The organism is Sphingomonas carotinifaciens, assembly GCF_009789535.1.
In the GTDB taxonomy this organism is placed as follows: domain Bacteria; phylum Pseudomonadota; class Alphaproteobacteria; order Sphingomonadales; family Sphingomonadaceae; genus Sphingomonas; species Sphingomonas carotinifaciens.
This window is the reverse complement of the sequence record NZ_WSUT01000006.1, coordinates 20,699-37,984: the sequence shown is the minus strand read 5'-3', so window position 1 is coordinate 37,984 and position 17,286 is coordinate 20,699. Positions and strand designations below refer to the sequence as shown.

Below are 17,286 nucleotides of genomic sequence, written 5' to 3'. Positions count from 1 at the left end.
GGCTCAGCCGACCCGCTCGCCGGACGCGTCCACCACCTGTTCGCCGTCCTCCTTGGCGAACGCGCCGAGCTGCCCGCTCGGCAACAGATCGAGGACGGCTTCGGACGGGCGGCAGAGCTTCACGGCCAAGGGTGAGACGACCAGCGGGCGGTTGATGAGGATCGGGTGCGCCATCATCGCGTCCACCAGCGCCTCGTCGGACAGTGTGGTGTCGCCGAGCCCCAGCTCCGCATAGGGCGTGCCTTTCTCGCGCAGCAGCTCGCGCGGCGAGATGCCCGCCCGCTCAATCAGCTCGACCAGCAGCGCGCGCGACGGCGGGGTCTTCAGATATTCGACCACGTGCGGCTCGATGCCGGCATTGCGGATCATGGTGAGCGCGTTGCGCGACGTGCCGCACTCGGGATTGTGGTAGATGACGATGTCGACGACCGAGTCAGTCCGGCTCATGGGGCGTCCTTTCAGCAGCAGGGAGCGAGTTCGGCGATGAGCGGCCCGCACAATTCGGCGTTGCCGGCACAGCAATCCTTGACGAGGAACAGCGTTAGCGCGCGCAGCCCGTCGAGGTCGGCGCGGTAGATGATCGACCGGCTGTGCCGTTCGGAGCGAACGAGGCCGGCACGGGCCAGAATACCAAGGTGCGCCGACATCGTGTTCTGCGGCACATCCAGCCGGCGGGCGATCTCGCCTGCAGCCAACCCGTCAGGCTCGTGCCGCACCAGCAGACGAAACACGTCGAGGCGCGTGCCCTGCGCCAACGCCCCCAGTGCCGCGATCGCTAACTCGTTTTCCATATATCCAGCATAGCAGATATATCAAAGAGCGATAGGCCTTCTCCCTTACCGCGGTTCGAGTGAATGGGGGGCTTAGGCGGTGTGACGCGCAGGTGTGCCACGTGGCACACCCTGCCTCGCCCCGATCGTCGGCAGCCCATCGAGCAGAGCCAAAAGATCGCCCAGCGCACGCCTGCGATAGGCGTTGTACCACCGGCGCCGGCGATGCTCGGCCGCGTCGTGGATCATGTGGCAGCGCTGGCAGAGCGCGGCGAGATTGCGCGGCGCATTGTCGGTCGGGTCGTGATTGAGGTGCGCGCAGGCGATATACACCCGCGTGAGCCGGACGATCGCGGCGACGTCTGCCCCGACGACACGGATGCGCCGTCCCCGCCCGTCGCGCCACTGTCGGCGATCGGCATCCCACCAGCGACCATCGCCAAGATGGAAGACGCGCGCACCGTGCGGCCGTCGGCAATGCTCGCAGCGGCCTTTAGCGCGGCCGAACCGGATCAGCCTGGACAGCTCGGGCCAGTCGATCGGGTACAGCCAGCGATGTTCCGGCATGATCGGCATGACGATTCTATGAGTCAGGGCCGAGCGGAACGAAAGCAGAAAATCACGGTCCGCACCGCGGGCGGCACATCACTCGCGCCAGCGCTGCCCATACTGAGCTAAGCGAGCCTCGATTTCGTCGATCCGGCGCCGCTGCGCCGCGGTGAGCGCCGCCATGACTCGCTTGAAAGCGGCCGGCTTCATCGTTCGGAGCTGGCCGATATCGCTGTCGCGGCGCAGCCGCACCTTCCAGTCGGCCGGGCGATACTCCACCCCGGCCGAGCCGAGCCGCCAGAAGATCATCGCCACCTGGTTGGGGGTGAACGCACCTTTGTCGTCGACGAAGGCGATGAAGTTCTGCGCGTCGAAGTCGGGTGCCTTGCGACCGAGCTTGAGCAGCGCGGTCATGACGCGTTGCTTGCGCGCGTCCTCCACCAGGCCGCGGCGGTGACGGTCCACCAGCTTTCCCGTATCGCGTGCATCGAGCCGTCGCCCTTGCTCGTCAATGCCGGCGATCTCGAAGCGCTTGATGCACTCGGAGCCGACCAGCAACGACGCGGACGTGCCGTCGTTCTCGATCTCGAAATGGTAGCGAAGCTCCTGCTGCCCGCACAGCTCGCAGGTGCCGTCCGCCGCTTCGAGGTCGAAGAAGCGCCCCGTATAGGTCCACTCCTTGAGCGCGGCGCCAAGGGTGCTCGCGCGGCTGAGCGGTAGCAACGACGCCGACGCCCGCTCCGCCCAGTTCGACATTCGCGCTTCCCCCCGAAGTCCCCTCCCGAACCTTATCCGTTTGTCTGGCGCGGGGCGACCCGCGCCGGGGAACGCCAAGGGCGCCGCCCTTTCGTTCCCGAACGACAATCTTGCCGCCCGTGTAAGCCGCCAAGCGCGGCGCCCGGCCCCGTCGGTGCCGGCCGCGCTAGGGCGGCTCGCCCGCGCCAGCTTACCAAGATTCTCGTTCCCCTCCCCATCCCGTCCTCGCCGGACAGGCAGGGCCGTGAGGCCGAACGGCCTTGCGGCCCATGCCAACAAGGAGGATCACCCATGCCGACTCCCGAGCAGATCGACACCATCCGGCGTCTCAACGATGCGGCGCGTACCCACCCTGGCCTCGCGAGCCTCGCCAACGTTACGATGGGATTCCAGGCCCTCCCCGAGCTGGACCGTTTCGCCGCGTTGGTCGCGATCACCCGGTTCACGAAGTTCGATGGCAACAACGACCCTCATGGCGAGCACGATTTCGGCGCGATCTATAAGCTCGCAACCGGCGCGTGGACGCAGGACCGTCCGGACGATGCAAAGGCGGTTGTGCAGACGGTGTTCTGGAAGATCGACTGCTACGACACGAGCCTCACCTACGGCAGTGACGCTCCGTGGAATCCCGAGCAGACTAAACGGGTGCTGACGATCATGCTGGCCAGCGAATACTAACGCCTGTGGCGTAGCGATCCGCGCTCGATTGAGCGCGGATCAACCGTGCCGAAACGGACCTGCGCCAACGTGATTTGTTGAGAAATCGCGGGGGAGCGCGTAGGGTTAACGGCGAAAGGATGACGCGATGGCCCAGATCAATCTCGACACGCTGCGCGAGCGCATCCGCTCCATGGACTTTGAGCGTGGCACCCCCGAGCAGATCGCGCTCTGGCGCGAGGACGTAGCAGAGGCGCGCGCCAACCTCGTCATCGAGGACATGACGCCGACCGGCGACGAGGATGCCATGTTCGCCATGATGCTCGATGAGGGTGTTCCCCCTTCGCTCATGCCGTCCATCATCCTCGGCCTCTACAAGCCAGGAACCCACCAGATCGCGGCCTGACCTTGGCAGACGATCCCTACACCTATCCGGGGACCGACACGCTCCGGAACCGGCTTGGGATCACGGACGACAAGACCCTCATGGAGGCCGAGCGGAGGTTGACCTTGGCGCGCGGCGCAGAAGCCGCGCGCCTCACCTTTCCAGCGACGACGGACGGCTATCGCGCCCTACATCGGCACCTCTTCCAGGACCTTTACGACTGGGCGGGTCAGGATCGCACCGTCAATATCGCCAAGGGCGGCTCCAGTTTCGCGCACGTGCCTTACATCGCGCGCGAGCTCGATAAGCGGTTTGCCGATACGCGGGCGGGCGATGCGCTGAAGGGCCTCGCCCGCGACGAGTTTTTCGACCGGCTCGGCAACCACATCAACGAGATCAATGCCATCCACCCTTTCCGCGAGGGAAACGGGCGGACGATGCGCCACCACGCGGCGCAGCTCGCCCGCGATGCCGGCCATCCCATCAGGATCGCCTCGATCGACAAGACCGCGTGGATGGACGCGTCCCGGCATGGCTTCCTCACCGGCGATCATCGGCCTATGGCCGCGGTGCTCGCCGAGGCGGCGATCCGTCGCGACCTTGCGCCCGAAGCGCGGATCGGTCCCGCCGGGATAGCCTTGCTGCCTCAACGTGCGCCGCCCGAAGGGCAGCGCTACCGGGTGACGCTGACCAAGGCCCGCGAGGAACTGGATCGCTATCTCCCGGCCGCCCGCCAGCAGGCGGCCGACCGGCTACGCAGCCTCATTCGAGAAGGCGCCCCCTCCCCGGTCATCGCCAACGCCCGCACCGAGCTGGCCTATGTCCGCCACGCCAAAGGCCCGATCTACCAGTCACACCTTCTCACCTATCTTGGCGTGCGTCAGGTCGATGCGGTCATCACCCCGCAGCAGACTCCGCTTGAGCGCGTCCGCGAGATCGGCGCGGCTCTCGGCGTCCAGATCAATTCGCAGCAGCCAGCGCAGCTCCAGCGCGCCGTTCGCTCGCTGGAGCGGCCGATCCTGCCGCCTGGGGCTTCGCCAGGCCAGGAGCGGCTCGCCGAGCTGTTCCTGAAGAACACGGCCGAGAAGAACCACGCCGACCCACGTCTCGCGCCCGCCCAGACGATCGTCGACGACGCCATGCAGAAGGCGCGCGAGCGCGGCGAAAGCGCGCGCATGGTCAACACGGTCGGGGAATCCACTCGCCAGCTTGTCGCCGACCGGATCAAGATCGGGGCCGCGCTCGAAGGGGCGTCCGCCCCGCCTTCCTCACCGGGTACACCGCCCCCGGATCGCGGGAAGGATCGGAGCCGCTAGGCTTCGCCTAGCGTTCGGGGCGTCGGGTCGGGAAGACTGGTCCCCTCACCGTCATCTTGGCGGGGTCATAGGGCTTCTGCAGCGCGACGATCTCGTCATAGCTACCGCGCAACCAGGTATCGATGTCCTCAGGTTCGAGGATCGTAATCATCGCCTTCGGGTGGATCGGCGCGACGAGCGTGTTGGGGTCACACGTCACCATCGTAAAGCCGTTCCCGCCCTCGACACGCTGCCAGAAGCCCGCGACGGCGAATACAGGCTGGTCGGTCACGCCGAACCACATCTCCCCTTTCAGCGGCGGTTTGCCGTCGCCCAGATCGTGCTTGTCAGGCGTGAACTCGCAGAACTCGGTCAACGGCACCAGACAGCGGTTCTCCGGCTTCTCTGCCAGCCTGCGCCATTGCGGGAGGCCGAGCTGGCGCACGTTGGTCATCGGCCACGCCGCCTTCCCGCCGAGCACGTCCCAGGTCATCACGTCCCAGGCTCGCTCCCCGCCCTGTTCGCGGATGACATAGTTGCGGCTCTTGGGGCGCAGCTCGCGCGGGTCAAACCGGTTGTCGCGGGGCCGCTCGCTAAACAGCTTCGCGGCCGATCCCCATAGGGTTTCGGGCTCATTCGACATGCGAGCGCGGTTGCACATGACCTCAGATATACCGATCCGATCGACTTCGCCTAGCGAGCCACCGGGAACTCCTCGACCTCCGCGCTGGGACCCAAGGCTTCGATGATCCTGCAGTCGGCCACGGTGTTGCGGCTACAGGAGTCGATCAGCACGTCCAGCTCGCCCGCGAGCGCCGTCAGGTCGGCGATCTTCCGCGTGATCGCATCCCGATGTTGGTTGGCGATCACGTCCACGGCCATGCAGGATTGTTCGCGACGATCGGCGAGCGCCATCAACTCCCGGACCTGGTCGATCGAGAAGCCGAGATCGCGCGCCCGACGGATGAAGGACAGGCGCCGCAGATGCTCGCCCTCGTAGGTCCGGTAATTTCCGGCCGACCGCGCTGGTGCCGGCAGCAAGCCGATCTGCTCGTAATAGCGGATCGTCTCGACCTTTGTGCCCGTCGCCGAGGCCAGCTTCCCGATCGTCAGTTTCTCAGACACAGTGCTTGACCCTCTAGCGACTAGAGGGTGCATATAGGCTGCCAGATCGATTCTATCGAGGTGGCGAAATGGCCTGCACGAGCTGCGCGTCTGATAAGGCGGGCACCCTCAACGACCCGAAGTGGCGGCGCGCGCTGTGGATCGCGCTCGCGATCAATGGCGGTATGTTCGCAATCGAGATCGTCGCAGGGATCACGGGCGGGTCGAAAGCGCTCCAGGCCGACGCGCTCGACTTCTTCGGTGACGCCGCCAATTACGCCATCAGCCTTGGTGTCGCCGGAATGGCGATAGCCTGGCGCGCGCGCGCAGCGATGCTGAAGGGAGCGACGCTTGCCCTGCTCGGGCTCTATGTTCTGCTCGCGGCGGGGTGGGGTGCGCTCCACGGCGCTGTGCCCCATGCCGAGGTCATAGGCGTCGTGGGGATTGCGGCGCTGATCGCGAATGCCGTGGTCGCGGTGATGCTGTATCGCTTCCGCAGCGGGGACGCGAACATGCGTTCGGTGTGGATCTGCTCGCGCAACGATGCGATCGGCAATGTCGCCGTGGTGCTGGCCGCAGGCGGCGTCTTCGGGCTGAACAGCGCGTGGCCCGATCTAGTGGTGGCCGCGTTGATGGCCGTGCTCGGTCTGTCGGGTGGATTCCAGATCATGCGACAGGCGCGGGCCGAACTGCGATACGCTTCCACGCCTGCCCCTTCCACTTACAGGCAGCCGTTACATGGCGTTCGCTAAGCTGCTAAGGCGAAGGCCGATGCATCGGCTTTCCGCCTTGTTCCTCTGTCTCATGCTCGTGCTGTCGCTTGGGCTGGGATCGGTCGCGCATGCGACCGAAGGCGTGAGATGCGTCGATACGGCCGCTGCCAGCTCGCTTGAACATAGCGATGGCGACGGGGACCAGGTGCCGGCCGATGCCGACAAGTCCTACCCGCACCATCATGGCAGCTGCCACGGCCATCATATCGGTGTTCCGTTCGAGGCTGGTCGTGTCGCCTCCGTGAGCGGGCTGCCCATGGCGCCTGCCGCGTGGAGCGACGACCCGATGGCACGGATGTCATCGGACCCAGCTCTGCGACCTCCCCAAGCCTGACAAGCGCCTAATCCGCCGGGAGCTTCCCGCGCGGCAATCCAGGTTCGTCAGGAGTTCGTCACCATGTCCCGTTTCATTGCGGCCTTATTGGCCGTGGCGTCGTGCGCGTCGATCGCGCACGCGCAATCATCTGAGCCGGCATCGACCAGTCCCCCGCTCACGCTGGAGCGGGCGCTGGCGCTCGCCGGCGCAACCGCGCCCAGTCTCGAAGCCGCCACAGCAGGGGTCAGGGCGGCCGAGGCGGGCCGGACCGTCGCCGGCTATCGCCCCAACCCGTCGATCGTTGCCGAAACCGAGAACATCGCCGGCAGCGGCCAATATCGTGGCCTCCGCAGTGCGGAGACGACTGCAGGCTTGGCGCTCCCGATCGAGTTGGGCGGCAAGAGGTCGGCCCGGATCGCGGTCGCAGAGGCGATCGGCAATCGGGCGCGGATCGGAACGGCGCTGGCCGAGGCCGACCTCCGGCTCGCCGTCACCCAGCTCTACATTCAGGCAGCATCGGCCGAACGCCGCCTCGTCACAGCTCGCGAACAGGCCGGTATCGCCCGGGAGGCGCTCCGCGCAGCCGGTGTCCGCGTGCAGGCGGGGCGTGCGTCACCGCTCGAACAGCAGCGTGCCGATGTGCTGCGTATCAACGCAGAGACGGCGGTGGAACGTGCCCAGCGGCTTGCCGAGGTGGCGCGGGACAATCTCGCGCGTCGGATCGGCCAGCCCGTGACCGGGCCGCTCGACCTCGCATGGTATGATCGTGTTGAGGGCTTTGGACCGGCACGGCCGATCGAACCCGGTGGTACGCTGGCACTGGCGGCCGCCCGTGCCGACGCGACGACGGCCGAGGCACAGGTCCGGCTCGCCCGATCGCAGCGCATTCCCGATGTGACGTTGAGCGCCAGCGCACGACGGCTCGAGGCTACCAACGACGTCGCCGCGGTGTTCGGGGTCTCCATCCCATTTCCCGTCTTCAACAACGGCAAAGCCGCCATCGCCCAGGCGCGCGCCCAGAGCGACCAGGCGCAGGCCCTGCGGCGTGCCGCCGAGCTGGACGCGGCGCAGGACATCGCGAACGCCCAGGCGGAGGTGGCGAACGCCGCCACGTCCGCACGCAATGCGAGCGGTCCGGTGCTGGCGTCGGCTGCCGAGGCTGCGCGCATCGCCCGGATCGGCTACCGCGAGGGCAAGTTCGGCCAGCTCGACTTGCTCGATGCCGAGCGGACCCTGTCCGAGACGCGCACCGCCGCGATCGACGCGCTCGCCACCTATCATGACGCAAAGGCACGCCTGGAACGGCTCGTTGCCGCCGCGCCCTCTCCTGAGGAAAACAATCAATGACGAAGAACATCAAGCGGGCGCTGGCGCCCGTGACGCTGGCCCTCATCCTTGCGGGATGCGGCGGGACCGGCAGCGGCGGTGAAGCCGGCGAGAAGGTCGGAGCCGAGAAGGCCGAAGGTGCCGAGGCCAGCGAGGCCAAAGAAGGTCCAAAGGATGCCGTCATCCTCTCCGCGCAGCAGATCGCGGACGCCGGGATCGAGGTCACGCGGCCAACGGTCGGCGGGGAGGCTGGTGCGATCGAGCTTTCGGCAACGATCGAAGGCGATCCGCAAGGCGTGCAGGTGGTATCGGCATCGGTGGGCGGGCGGCTCGTCTCGCTGACCCGCAATCTCGGCCAGCCTGTCGGTCGCGGCGATCCGCTCGCCGTTATCGAGAGCCGCGAAGCAGCCTCCCTCAAGGCAGAGGTGGAGGCCGCTCGCGCGCGTGCCGCCCTCGCGCAAACGAACCTTCGTCGTGAGCAGCGCCTGTTCGCCGAGCGCGTCTCGCCGGAACAGGATCTTGTCGCGGCGCGGACCGCCGCGACCGAAGCCAGCATCGCGCTTCGCCTAGCGCAGCAGCAATTGTCCGCGACCGGCAGCGGGGGCGGTGCGCTCAACCGCATCGCAGTGCGCTCACCAATCGCCGGTCAGGTCATCGCGCGCTCGGCTACGCTCGGGCAGACCGTTGCAGCCGACGCCGAGCTTTTCCGGGTCGCCAACCTTTCCAAGATCACGGTTGCGACCTCGCTGGTGCCCAGCGATGCGGGCCGGGTGAAGCCCGGTGCCCGCGTCGAGGTAACAGCGGCGGGGCGCCGTCAGGAAGGGCGCGTCACGTTCGTCTCGCCCATTCTGGACGAGACGACGCGCTTGGTGCCGGTGATCGTCACCCTCGACAATGGCGGCAGCACTTGGCGCGTTGGCGAGACGGTCAATGTTTCCATCCTGGTTCCGGCAACCGGCGACCGTACCGTCGCCGTGCCGTCGGCTGCGGTCCAGATGATCGAGGACAAGTCGTTCGTCTTCGTGCGGACCCCGACCGGCTTTCGGGCAACGCCGGTGACATTGGGGCGCACCAACGGCGGCCAGGTCGTCGTGACGTCCGGGCTGACCGGTTCGGAGCGGATCGCCTCCACCAACAGCTTCACGCTCAAAGCCGAACTCGGCAAGGGCGAAGGCGGGGACGAGGACTGAACCATGATCGGTCGCATCGTCACCCTCTCCGTCGAGAAGCGTTGGCTAGTCCTGCTTCTCACCGTCGCCGCTGCGCTGCTCGGGATAGGCGCGCTGCGCCAACTCCCGATCGACGCCGTTCCCGACATCACCAATAACCAGGTGCAGATCAACGTCGTCGCCCCTGCCCTTTCCCCCGACCAGATCGAGAAACAGGTCGCGTTCACGGTCGAAACCGCGCTCGCCGGCATCCCTGGCCTCGAATATACCCGTTCACTCAGCCGCAACGGCTTCGCCCAGGTCACGGCCGTCTTCACCGAGAAGACCGATATCTACTTCGCCCGTCAGCAGGTGGCGGAGCGGCTGCGGACTGCGGAGGAAGACCTTCCCGAGGGCGTAAACCCTGAAATGGGGCCGATCGCGACCGGGCTCGGCGACATCTTCATGTGGACGGTCGAGTACCGTGAACTGGATCAGGTCCATCACCGCAACGGTGAGCCCGGTCTGCAACGCGACGGCAGCTACATCACGCCGGAAGGCGATCACCTCGTCAGCGAGGCCGACAAGGCCACCTACCTGCGCACTGTCCAGGACTGGATCGTCACGCCGCAGCTCAAGAGCACGGAGGGACTGGCGGGGGTCGACTCCCTTGGCGGGTACACCAAGGAATATCTCGTCGTCCCCGACGTGCAGCGCATGGCCGCAATGCGGCTGACGCTGCAGGATCTCACCACGGCGCTGGAGCGCAACAACACCAGCGCCGGCGCCGGTGTCGTCAACCGTAACGGCGAAGGGCTCTCTGTCCGCTCCGACGGGCGCGTGCGCAACGCCGACGAGCTTGCCCGAACCGTCGTCGCCACCCGCGAGGGTGTGCCGATCCTGCTCAACCAGATCGCAACAGTTCGGACCGGCCAGGCTCTGCGCATGGGCTCCGCGTCCGAAAACGGCCATGAGGTGGTCGTCGGGACCGCCGTCATGCGGATCGGCGAGAACAGCCGTACCGTCTCGACCGGGGTCGCCGAACGGCTGACCCAGATCGGCCGCTCGCTGCCGGTCGACGTTGTCGTGAAACCGGTGATGAACCGCACCGAGCTGGTGAACTCCACCATATCGACGGTCGCCCGCAATCTCGCCGAAGGCGCGCTGTTGGTCATCGTCGTCCTGTTCGCCTTGCTCGGCAACTTCCGGGCGGCGCTGATCGCGGCTCTCGTCATCCCGATCACGATGCTGCTCACCAGCATCGGCATGTTGGAGGCGGGCGTTTCGGCCAATCTGATGAGCCTCGGCGCGCTCGACTTCGGCCTGATCGTGGACGGTGCCGTCATCATCGTCGAGAACGCATTGCGGCGCCTTGCCGAAGCCCAGCATGGCCGGGACGGCGAACTGACGATGGAACAGCGGCTCGGGCTGGTCGCCGCGTCCGCCCGCGAGATGATCCGTCCGTCCGTTTACGGGCAGGCGATCATCATCCTGGTCTATGCGCCCTTGCTGACCTTCACCGGTGTCGAGGGCAAGATGTTCGAGCCAATGGCGCTCACCGTCATCATCGCACTCGTGTTCGCCTTCATCCTGTCGCTGACCTTTGTGCCCGCGGCGATCGCCATTTGGCTCAGCAAGCGGGTGGAGGAGAAGGAAAGCCGGGCCGTGACGTTCCTTCGACAGCGCTACGAGCCGGGGCTCGATGGGGCGATGCGTCGCCCGACGCTCACCATCGGCATTGCGGTCGGCGCTTTGGCGCTCGCCGGTGTCGCCTTCACCACCTTGGGGCAGGAGTTCCTGCCGCAGCTCGACGAGGGCAATATCCTCGTCCAGGCCGTGCGGATCCCGGGCACGTCGGTCGACCAAAGCCAGGCGATGCAGTTCCAGGTCGAGAAGGCGTTGGCCAAGGTGCCGGAGGTCCGCTTCGCCTTCTCGCGCACGGGCACCTCCGAGATCGCATCGGACCCGATGCCAGCGAACGCCACGGACACCTTCGTTATCCTGAAGCCGAAGGCGCAGTGGCCCGATCCAGGTCTCTCCAAGGAAGAGCTTGTGGAGCGTCTGGAGAAGCGTCTCTCCACCCTCCCCGGCAACGCCTACGAGATCACCCAGCCGATCCAGATGCGGTTCAACGAGCTGATCGCGGGCGTGCGCGGCGACATCGCCATCAAGGTGTTCGGCGACGATTTTGGCGAGATGAATGCGACCGCGGACCGGATCGCCGGTATCCTTCGCCGGACCCGGGGTGCCGCAGACGTGCGGGTCGAACAGACCGAGGGCCTGCCGATGCTCGATATCCGGCCGAACCGCACCGCCATGTCGCGCGTCGGCGTAACCGCCGGCGACGTGCAGGACACGGTTGCCGCAGCGATCGGTGGTCGGCAGGCTGGCATGATCTTTGAGGGGGATCGCCGCTTTCCCGTCATGATCCGAATGGCCGAAAGCTCGCGCTCGGACCTCACGGCGGTCGCTCAGGTGCCGGTACCGACTGCCGGTGGTGGCTTCGTACCGCTGTCGACCGTCGCCGATATCGCTGTCGTCGATGGTCCCAACCAGATCAGCCGGGAGAACGGAAAGCGGCGCGTGGTGGTGCAGGCGAACGTCCGTGACCGCGACGTGGCGGGCGTCGTTGCCGATGCCCGGGCGGCAATCGACGCTCAGGTAAAGCTGCCGGCAGGGACGTACCTCGAATGGGGAGGCCAGTTCGAGAACCTTGCGTCCGCTCGGGACCGGCTCGCTATCGTGGTGCCGATCTGTTTCGTGGTCATCATGCTGCTGCTCTACGGGGCGCTCGGCTCCGTTCGGGATGCGCTGATTGTGTTCACCGGCGTCCCTCTGGCGCTGGTGGGAGGGGTGCTCGCGCTTGTGCTGCGCGGGATGCCCTTCTCCATTTCCGCGGCCGTCGGCTTCATTGCGCTATCCGGCATCGCAGTTCTCAACGGGTTGGTCATGGTGACGTCCATCCATGACCTGATGCGCGATGGCATGGATCGCGCGGCTGCGGCGCATCGAGGCGCGCTGGCCCGGCTCAGGCCTGTCGCGATGACTGCGCTTGTGGCTTCACTCGGTTTCGTACCGATGGCGCTGGGACATGGAGCGGGCGCCGAGGTGCAAAAACCGCTCGCAACCGTGGTTATTGGCGGCCTCATATCCGCGACGCTGCTCACATTGTTCGTGCTGCCGACGCTCTATGCCCGTTTCGGCAGCCGAGAGCTGCCGGTCCCGGAAAGCGATCGGCAAACTGCCGCTCCTGACGAGAAGGTGCCGGCATGAGCGAAGAGAGCTTCGACCTCGACACGGCCGAGAAGCGCCGGACGCTTTGGATAGTCCTGTTGCTCAATCTGGGCCTGGCGGCAGGCTTCGGGGTGTCCGGCGTCATGGCGGATTCCAGCGCCCTGATCGCAAACGGCTTGGACAACGCCTCCGATGGCATCGTCTACATCATCAGCTTGCTTGCCCTCTCGCGCTCACAGGCGTGGAAGCGGGGGGCCGCGGTGACATCGGGCATCCTGCTGCTGCTCTTTGCCGCGGGTGTGCTGCTCGATGCCGGGCGGCGCTATTTCTCGGGAAGCGAGCCGATCGGCCCCACTATGATCGGGATGGCGATCATCGCGGCGGTCGTTAACGGGCTTTGCTTGTGGCTGTTGAAGCGATTGCGCGAGCCCGATGTGAATATGCGCGCTGCGACAACCTTCAGCCTCAACGACTTCGTGTCCAATGGGGGCATCATTCTAGCCGGCGTGATCGTCGTTTGGACGGGCCAGAACTGGCCTGACCTTATCGTCGGCATCGCTGTTGCCGCTATCGCGGTGAAAGGCGGCCTCGAAATCCTGCGAGACGCTCGCTCGGACGCGGGCACGAAAGGAGCCAATCAATGAGCGCAGGCCATGACCATGGGGGGCATGCCCACGACCACACCGCTGGCGCGAATGCCCAGATGCTGAGCTGGGCGCTGGCGCTCACGACCGCCTATCTGGTTGCCGAGGTTGTTGGTGCGTTCGTCTTCAACAGCCTCGCGCTTCTATCTGACGCAGCTCATATGCTGACAGACGTGGCAGCACTGGTGATTGCGCTGCTCGCGATCCGGTTCGGACAGAAGCCGGCCGACGACAAGCGGACGTTCGGCTATAAGCGGTTCGAGATCCTGGCCGCTGCTTTCAACGCCCTGCTGCTCTTCGGTGTGGCGATCTACGTGCTGGTGGAGGCGGTGCAGCGCTTCCGCCAGCCCGAGGCGGTCCAGTCGACCGGGATGATGATCGTCGCCGCGATCGGCCTGGTGGTGAACCTCATATCCATGAAGCTGCTCACGTCGGGCAAGGATGCGAGTATGAACGTCAAGGGCGCCTACCTTGAGGTCTGGGCCGACATGATCGGGTCGGTAGGCGTGATCGCGGGTGCGCTCGCGATCCGGTTCACCGGTTGGACGTGGGTCGATCCGATCGTCGCGGTGGGGATCGGCTTATGGGTGCTGCCCCGAACATGGGTGCTGCTCCGGGACACGACCAACGTGTTGCTCGAGGGCGTTCCTGGAGGGATCAAGCTGCCCGAGTTGCGTGCCGGCATCGCCGGCCTGTCCGGCGTGGCTGGCGTCCACGACCTCCATGTCTGGTCGATGGCCTCGGACGACATCAACTGCACCGCACACGTCACGCTTGCCGAGGGTGCTGACGCCGATGCGATCAGGAAGTCGGTTGCGGACATGCTCCATAGTCGGTTCGGGATCGAGCATTGTACGATCCAGACCGAGGCCGCGGCTGAGCAGTGCGAGGATACCGGGCACCTGCACCCGTGAGCGTGCGGTGACGATAAGGAAGCCGCGGCGCTGGACGGAAGAAGCCGACGCGGAGCTTCGCCAGCGAATTGCCGCGCGGCAGCCCTTGGCGACGATCGCGAGGGAGATGGGTAGAACGATGGATGGCGTTCGAGGGAGGGCGGCTGCGCTGCGGGTCGCCCTTCCGTCTCCTACGCGGCCCTGGCGTGAAACAGTGAAGCGGGGGCCTGCGCCGAAGCCGATGAAGGATCAGGCTAAAGGTGACGAATGAAGGCACCCGGCTGAGGGACGAGCCGGCGCCGTGCGTACTCCTCAGTGGGCGGGGGCTCACGCGGAGAATGACCGATGCACCATCAGATGAGCGCGGAGATGCAGGCTTGCATGGACGCCTGTCACCACTGTCACGTCACCTGCCTTTCGATGACCACGCAGCATTGCCTTCAGGTGGGCGGCGCACATGCCGCGCCCGACCACATCAAGATCATGCTCGACTGCGCGCAGATTTGCGCCACCTCACTCGACTTCATGGCCCGCGGGTCCGACCAGCATAAGGTCGTATGCGGCATCTGCGCTCAGATCTGCCGGGCTTGCGCGGAGAGCTGCCGGGGGCTCGACGGCATGGAAGAGTGCGTCGCCGCGTGCGAGCGTTGTGCCGACGCATGCGAGAAGATGGCCGCCTGATCGGTGACGGGCGGGTGGCGATCTGCCGCCCGCTCCTCACATCGCCGTTGCGGGGGGCTCGAGCATCCCCAGCCAGGCGACCAGCGCCAGGATCGTGACGGCACAGCTCGCCTCGATCGCGAGGCTGCGCCACAGAGCACCAAGCGCGGCCCGATGATCGCCCGCGGCAACCGAGCGCTCGAAAACCGGCGTCAGCCGGAAACGATTGAGGGAGGCCAGCCCCAGCATCGCGCCGAACAGTACCAGCTTGGCGAGGAGGAGCTGGCCGTAAAGGGTGGTCAGAAGTCTCGGTAAATTGCCGGCACCGACCAGCAGCCAGCCATTGACCAGGCCCGTCACAACGATCGTGCCGACCACGAGCGTGCCGACCAGACCGAAGCCGTGCAACGCCCGGTGGGTCAGTCTGAGATGCGCGACGTCGACGCGAACTGCCGGTCGCACCACGAGCAGCGTCAACCCGAGCAGTGCGCCGACCCAGGCTCCGGCCGCCAACAGATGCAGAATATCGGCCAGCAGATGGACCCAGCCCGTCGCGCCCTCATCCATCGCGCCATGGCCTGTCCAGGCGAGCGTCGCGAGCGCAATGCCCGCCGCGAGCGCCACCATGCCGAGCGGCGCGGTACGTCCTGCCGCGATCAGCGCGGCGATCACGGCCACAATCAGCGCGACCATGCGCGCTTCCCACGCCGTGCCCGTCGCGGAGCCGGTGATCAGCATTCCGATCGCTTCCCGATCGATCGGCCACGGCGGCGCTCCAGCCATTGCCGCGGCGAGCAGGACGAGCGCAATGCCTGAAAACAGAAGGCCGAGCAGCCCGGTCCCCACCAGCCAAGGGCGCAAGGCGAGTGCGTCTGCGCGCTCCCCGGCCTTGAGCCCGTAGAGGCTGAACGCCGACAGGCCGAACAGCCCGCTCAACGTCGCATAAAGCGCGAAGCGGACCCCGATCAACGGCCAGTCGGCATCCACCTTACTTCACCGCGAAGGCGAAGTTGCCCGACACCCGATGCGTGTCGGCCGAGACGACGTGCCATGCGACGCTGTAGCGGCCCGCGCCGAGCGGCGACTTGGGCACCACGACCAGCGTTCGGCCATCGGGTGCAACCTGGGTGGTGGTTGCAACCTTCATCGGTGGGTGCGTGGTGCCGCCATGGCCCGTCATCATCAAGTCCGCACCGGAGAATTTCGGCATCAGCCTCTCGCTGAACTGCAAAGCGACACGCGCGGGCTTGGCAACGGTCGCGTTGGGCGCGGGTGAGGCCACAACGAGCTTCGGGTGAGCCTGCGCCGCACTGGCGAGGCTCAGGAGAGTGAGGGCGGCAGGAAGGGCGAGACTACGCATGGGGTACTCCGACGAGGTTCGTGCACCCTTCTACGCGGCGCGCTGCCCGACCCCTCACCGGCGGTTGAGGGATGATGGGCAGCGATGCGTATCCGATGATAGAGGGGTGGAGTGGAAAGCATGGACGATCTAGACAGAGCATTGGCGCGACTAGCGGGCGCACCCGCCCCGGCCGCTTTGGAGGGTATCGAGGACCAAGTCCTCAGACGGATCGGCAGCCGCCCCGCCGTGCGCGGAGCCGGGCTCGGGATCGGTGTGATAACCGCCGCGGCGCTCGGTGTCGGGATCGTCGGTGCCGAGCTGCCCGCGACGGCAAGCCCTGCCGTCTCGCTCGCGCCGCTCGGCGGAGCCTCCCCCCTCGCTCCTTCCGCGTTGCTGATCGGCGAGCCATGACCTCGACCAAGCGGGTTGTCCTGTGCGCCTTGCTCGCCTTCCTGGCAGCGATTGGTGGTGTCTTTATCGGGCGCGCGCTGCTGCCGCAGCCCAAGCAACCCGGTGCGGCGCTCCACGAGGTGCTGCACCACAAGCTCGCGCTCGATGGCGACCAGCAGGTCCGATTGAAGGTGCTCGAAGACCGGTTCGCGGTGCAACGCCGCGCCCTCGAGCTGGAGATGCGTGCCGCCAATGCCCGCCTTGCCGAGGCGATCGAGGCCGAGCACGGCAATGGTCCGCGAGTGGCCGCCGCGGTCGACCAGAGCCATGCCGCGATGGGCGAGCTGCAGAAGGCGACGCTGGCGCACATCTTCGCCATGCGTCAGCTTCTCCGGCCCGATCAGACCTCTCAATTCGATGACGCGGTGGTGAAGGCGCTCACCGACGGCCAGGGGTGAGCCTCGATTGGACCGCGCTGTCGGATGGCGAACTGGCGACGCTCAGCATCGCCGGCCGACAAGCCGCTTTCGCCGAGATCGTGCGACGCTATCGGCAGCCGATGTTCCGGCTTTCGCGCGCCTTCCTCGGCGATGCCGACGAAGCGCTGGACGTGACGCAGGAAGCGTTTGTGGCCGCGCATCAGGCCTTGTCGCGCTACGACCCCAACCGATCGATGCAGGCGTGGCTAACGACCATCGCCGTCAACAAATGCCGCGATTGGGCGCGTAAGCGTGCCGTGCGCCGGTTTCTGTCGTTCGCGCTGCCGAACGACGAACAGGTCCAGAGCATCGTCGACGAACAGGTGCCGATCGACGACGCAGCCGGCGATCGGCAGGAACTCGACCGCGTGACGCGCGCCATCTCGACCCTGCCGGCTAACCTGAAGGAGCCTCTGGTACTTCGGACGATCGAAGGGCTGAGCCAGGCCGAAACGGCCGAGGTGCTGGGGATCAGCCAGAAGGCGGTGGAAACTCGCCTTTATCGCGCGCGGGCGCGGCTGCTCGAAAAACTAGGGAACCGCTGAGGGTTGGACAGATCGGCCGC

General features: G+C 66.5%; 22 protein-coding genes. 14 read left to right on the top strand and 8 right to left on the bottom strand.

The window, feature by feature from the left end:
• Positions 1 to 3: 3 nt before the first annotated feature.
• From arsC to GQR91_RS17880, 4 genes are all read right to left on the bottom strand, one after another.
• Positions 4 to 447 (bottom strand): arsenate reductase (glutaredoxin), encoded by a 444-nt coding sequence (arsC, locus tag GQR91_RS17895; protein ID WP_149683458.1) that lies wholly within the window; start codon positions 445 to 447, stop codon positions 4 to 6.
• A gap of 11 nt (positions 448 to 458) precedes the next feature.
• On the bottom strand, positions 459 to 791 hold the full coding sequence (locus tag GQR91_RS17890) for an ArsR/SmtB family transcription factor (protein WP_041043227.1): 333 nt from the start codon (positions 789 to 791) through the stop codon (positions 459 to 461).
• Positions 792 to 863: 72 nt separating this feature from the next.
• Complete coding sequence (locus GQR91_RS17885; RefSeq protein WP_149683457.1) at positions 864 to 1,346, bottom strand: hypothetical protein; 483 nt, start codon at positions 1,344 to 1,346, stop codon at positions 864 to 866.
• Between the two features lie 69 nt (positions 1,347 to 1,415).
• Positions 1,416 to 2,075, bottom strand: coding sequence for a hypothetical protein (locus GQR91_RS17880; protein ID WP_058733676.1), 660 nt, complete (start codon positions 2,073 to 2,075; stop codon positions 1,416 to 1,418).
• Between the two features lie 291 nt (positions 2,076 to 2,366).
• Here GQR91_RS17880 and GQR91_RS17875 point away from each other — a divergent pair, with 291 nt between their 5' ends.
• The 3 genes from GQR91_RS17875 to GQR91_RS17865 all read left to right on the top strand — a co-directional run bounded on the left by GQR91_RS17875 (position 2,367) and on the right by GQR91_RS17865 (position 4,433).
• Positions 2,367 to 2,753 (top strand): DUF3768 domain-containing protein, encoded by a 387-nt coding sequence (locus tag GQR91_RS17875; RefSeq protein WP_041043230.1) that lies wholly within the window; start codon positions 2,367 to 2,369, stop codon positions 2,751 to 2,753.
• Between the two features lie 127 nt (positions 2,754 to 2,880).
• Positions 2,881 to 3,138 (top strand): hypothetical protein, encoded by a 258-nt coding sequence (locus GQR91_RS17870; protein ID WP_041043231.1) that lies wholly within the window; start codon positions 2,881 to 2,883, stop codon positions 3,136 to 3,138.
• A gap of 2 nt (positions 3,139 to 3,140) precedes the next feature.
• On the top strand, positions 3,141 to 4,433 hold the full coding sequence (locus GQR91_RS17865) for a Fic/DOC family protein (protein ID WP_085809872.1): 1,293 nt from the start codon (positions 3,141 to 3,143) through the stop codon (positions 4,431 to 4,433).
• A gap of 7 nt (positions 4,434 to 4,440) precedes the next feature.
• On the opposite strand, the gene GQR91_RS17860 is transcribed toward GQR91_RS17865, so the two are convergent.
• Positions 4,441 to 5,073 carry an SOS response-associated peptidase family protein gene (locus tag GQR91_RS17860; RefSeq protein ID WP_085809871.1) on the bottom strand — a complete coding sequence of 211 codons (633 nt, stop codon included), beginning with the start codon at positions 5,071 to 5,073 and terminating at the stop codon, positions 4,441 to 4,443.
• A gap of 32 nt (positions 5,074 to 5,105) precedes the next feature.
• Positions 5,106 to 5,537 carry a MerR family transcriptional regulator gene (locus GQR91_RS17855; protein ID WP_235904173.1) on the bottom strand — a complete coding sequence of 144 codons (432 nt, stop codon included), beginning with the start codon at positions 5,535 to 5,537 and terminating at the stop codon, positions 5,106 to 5,108.
• Between the two features lie 68 nt (positions 5,538 to 5,605).
• On the opposite strand from GQR91_RS17855, the gene GQR91_RS17850 reads away from it, so the two are divergent.
• The 8 genes from GQR91_RS17850 (at position 5,606) to GQR91_RS17815 (ending at position 14,531) form a co-directional block, all read left to right on the top strand.
• Positions 5,606 to 6,268, top strand: a complete 663-nt coding sequence (locus tag GQR91_RS17850) for a cation efflux transmembrane domain-containing protein (RefSeq protein WP_085809869.1) — start codon at positions 5,606 to 5,608, stop codon at positions 6,266 to 6,268.
• 19 nt (positions 6,269 to 6,287) lie between these two features.
• On the top strand, positions 6,288 to 6,623 hold the full coding sequence (locus GQR91_RS17845) for a hypothetical protein (protein WP_066779386.1): 336 nt from the start codon (positions 6,288 to 6,290) through the stop codon (positions 6,621 to 6,623).
• 63 nt (positions 6,624 to 6,686) lie between these two features.
• Positions 6,687 to 7,952 carry a TolC family protein gene (locus GQR91_RS17840; protein ID WP_085809868.1) on the top strand — a complete coding sequence of 422 codons (1,266 nt, stop codon included), beginning with the start codon at positions 6,687 to 6,689 and terminating at the stop codon, positions 7,950 to 7,952.
• Positions 7,949 to 9,121, top strand: a complete 1,173-nt coding sequence (locus GQR91_RS17835; protein WP_085809867.1) for an efflux RND transporter periplasmic adaptor subunit — start codon at positions 7,949 to 7,951, stop codon at positions 9,119 to 9,121. The genes GQR91_RS17840 and GQR91_RS17835 overlap by 4 nt, the downstream gene beginning before the upstream one ends.
• Before the next feature lie 3 nt (positions 9,122 to 9,124).
• On the top strand, positions 9,125 to 12,352 hold the full coding sequence (locus GQR91_RS17830; protein ID WP_085809866.1) for an efflux RND transporter permease subunit: 3,228 nt from the start codon (positions 9,125 to 9,127) through the stop codon (positions 12,350 to 12,352).
• Positions 12,349 to 12,957 (top strand): cation diffusion facilitator family transporter, encoded by a 609-nt coding sequence (locus GQR91_RS17825; protein WP_085809865.1) that lies wholly within the window; start codon positions 12,349 to 12,351, stop codon positions 12,955 to 12,957. The genes GQR91_RS17830 and GQR91_RS17825 overlap by 4 nt, the downstream gene beginning before the upstream one ends.
• Positions 12,954 to 13,871, top strand: coding sequence for a cation diffusion facilitator family transporter (locus GQR91_RS17820; RefSeq protein WP_066779372.1), 918 nt, complete (start codon positions 12,954 to 12,956; stop codon positions 13,869 to 13,871). Before GQR91_RS17825 ends, GQR91_RS17820 begins: the two co-directional genes overlap by 4 nt.
• Before the next feature lie 324 nt (positions 13,872 to 14,195).
• The gene (locus tag GQR91_RS17815) at positions 14,196 to 14,531 is read left to right on the top strand and encodes a four-helix bundle copper-binding protein (protein ID WP_085809864.1); all 336 of its coding nucleotides are present in this window, start codon (positions 14,196 to 14,198) and stop codon (positions 14,529 to 14,531) included.
• A 36-nt stretch (positions 14,532 to 14,567) separates the two neighbouring features.
• Here the strand turns inward: GQR91_RS17815 and copD are convergent, their stop codons facing one another.
• Positions 14,568 to 15,497, bottom strand: coding sequence for a copper homeostasis membrane protein CopD (gene copD / locus GQR91_RS17810; protein ID WP_066779366.1), 930 nt, complete (start codon positions 15,495 to 15,497; stop codon positions 14,568 to 14,570).
• A gap of 1 nt (position 15,498) precedes the next feature.
• Positions 15,499 to 15,870 (bottom strand): copper homeostasis periplasmic binding protein CopC, encoded by a 372-nt coding sequence (gene copC / locus GQR91_RS17805; RefSeq protein WP_041043251.1) that lies wholly within the window; start codon positions 15,868 to 15,870, stop codon positions 15,499 to 15,501.
• A 120-nt stretch (positions 15,871 to 15,990) separates the two neighbouring features.
• Here copC and GQR91_RS17800 point away from each other — a divergent pair, with 120 nt between their 5' ends.
• The 3 genes from GQR91_RS17800 to GQR91_RS17790 are packed head-to-tail and all read left to right on the top strand — an operon-like array spanning position 15,991 to position 17,266.
• Entirely contained in the window at positions 15,991 to 16,263 is a 273-nt protein-coding gene (locus tag GQR91_RS17800; protein ID WP_041043252.1) for a hypothetical protein, read from the top strand.
• Positions 16,260 to 16,700, top strand: coding sequence for a periplasmic heavy metal sensor (locus GQR91_RS17795; protein ID WP_149683493.1), 441 nt, complete (start codon positions 16,260 to 16,262; stop codon positions 16,698 to 16,700). Before GQR91_RS17800 ends, GQR91_RS17795 begins: the two co-directional genes overlap by 4 nt.
• Positions 16,697 to 17,266, top strand: coding sequence for an RNA polymerase sigma factor (locus tag GQR91_RS17790; protein WP_041043254.1), 570 nt, complete (start codon positions 16,697 to 16,699; stop codon positions 17,264 to 17,266). Before GQR91_RS17795 ends, GQR91_RS17790 begins: the two co-directional genes overlap by 4 nt.
• Positions 17,267 to 17,286: the final 20 nt, after the last annotated feature.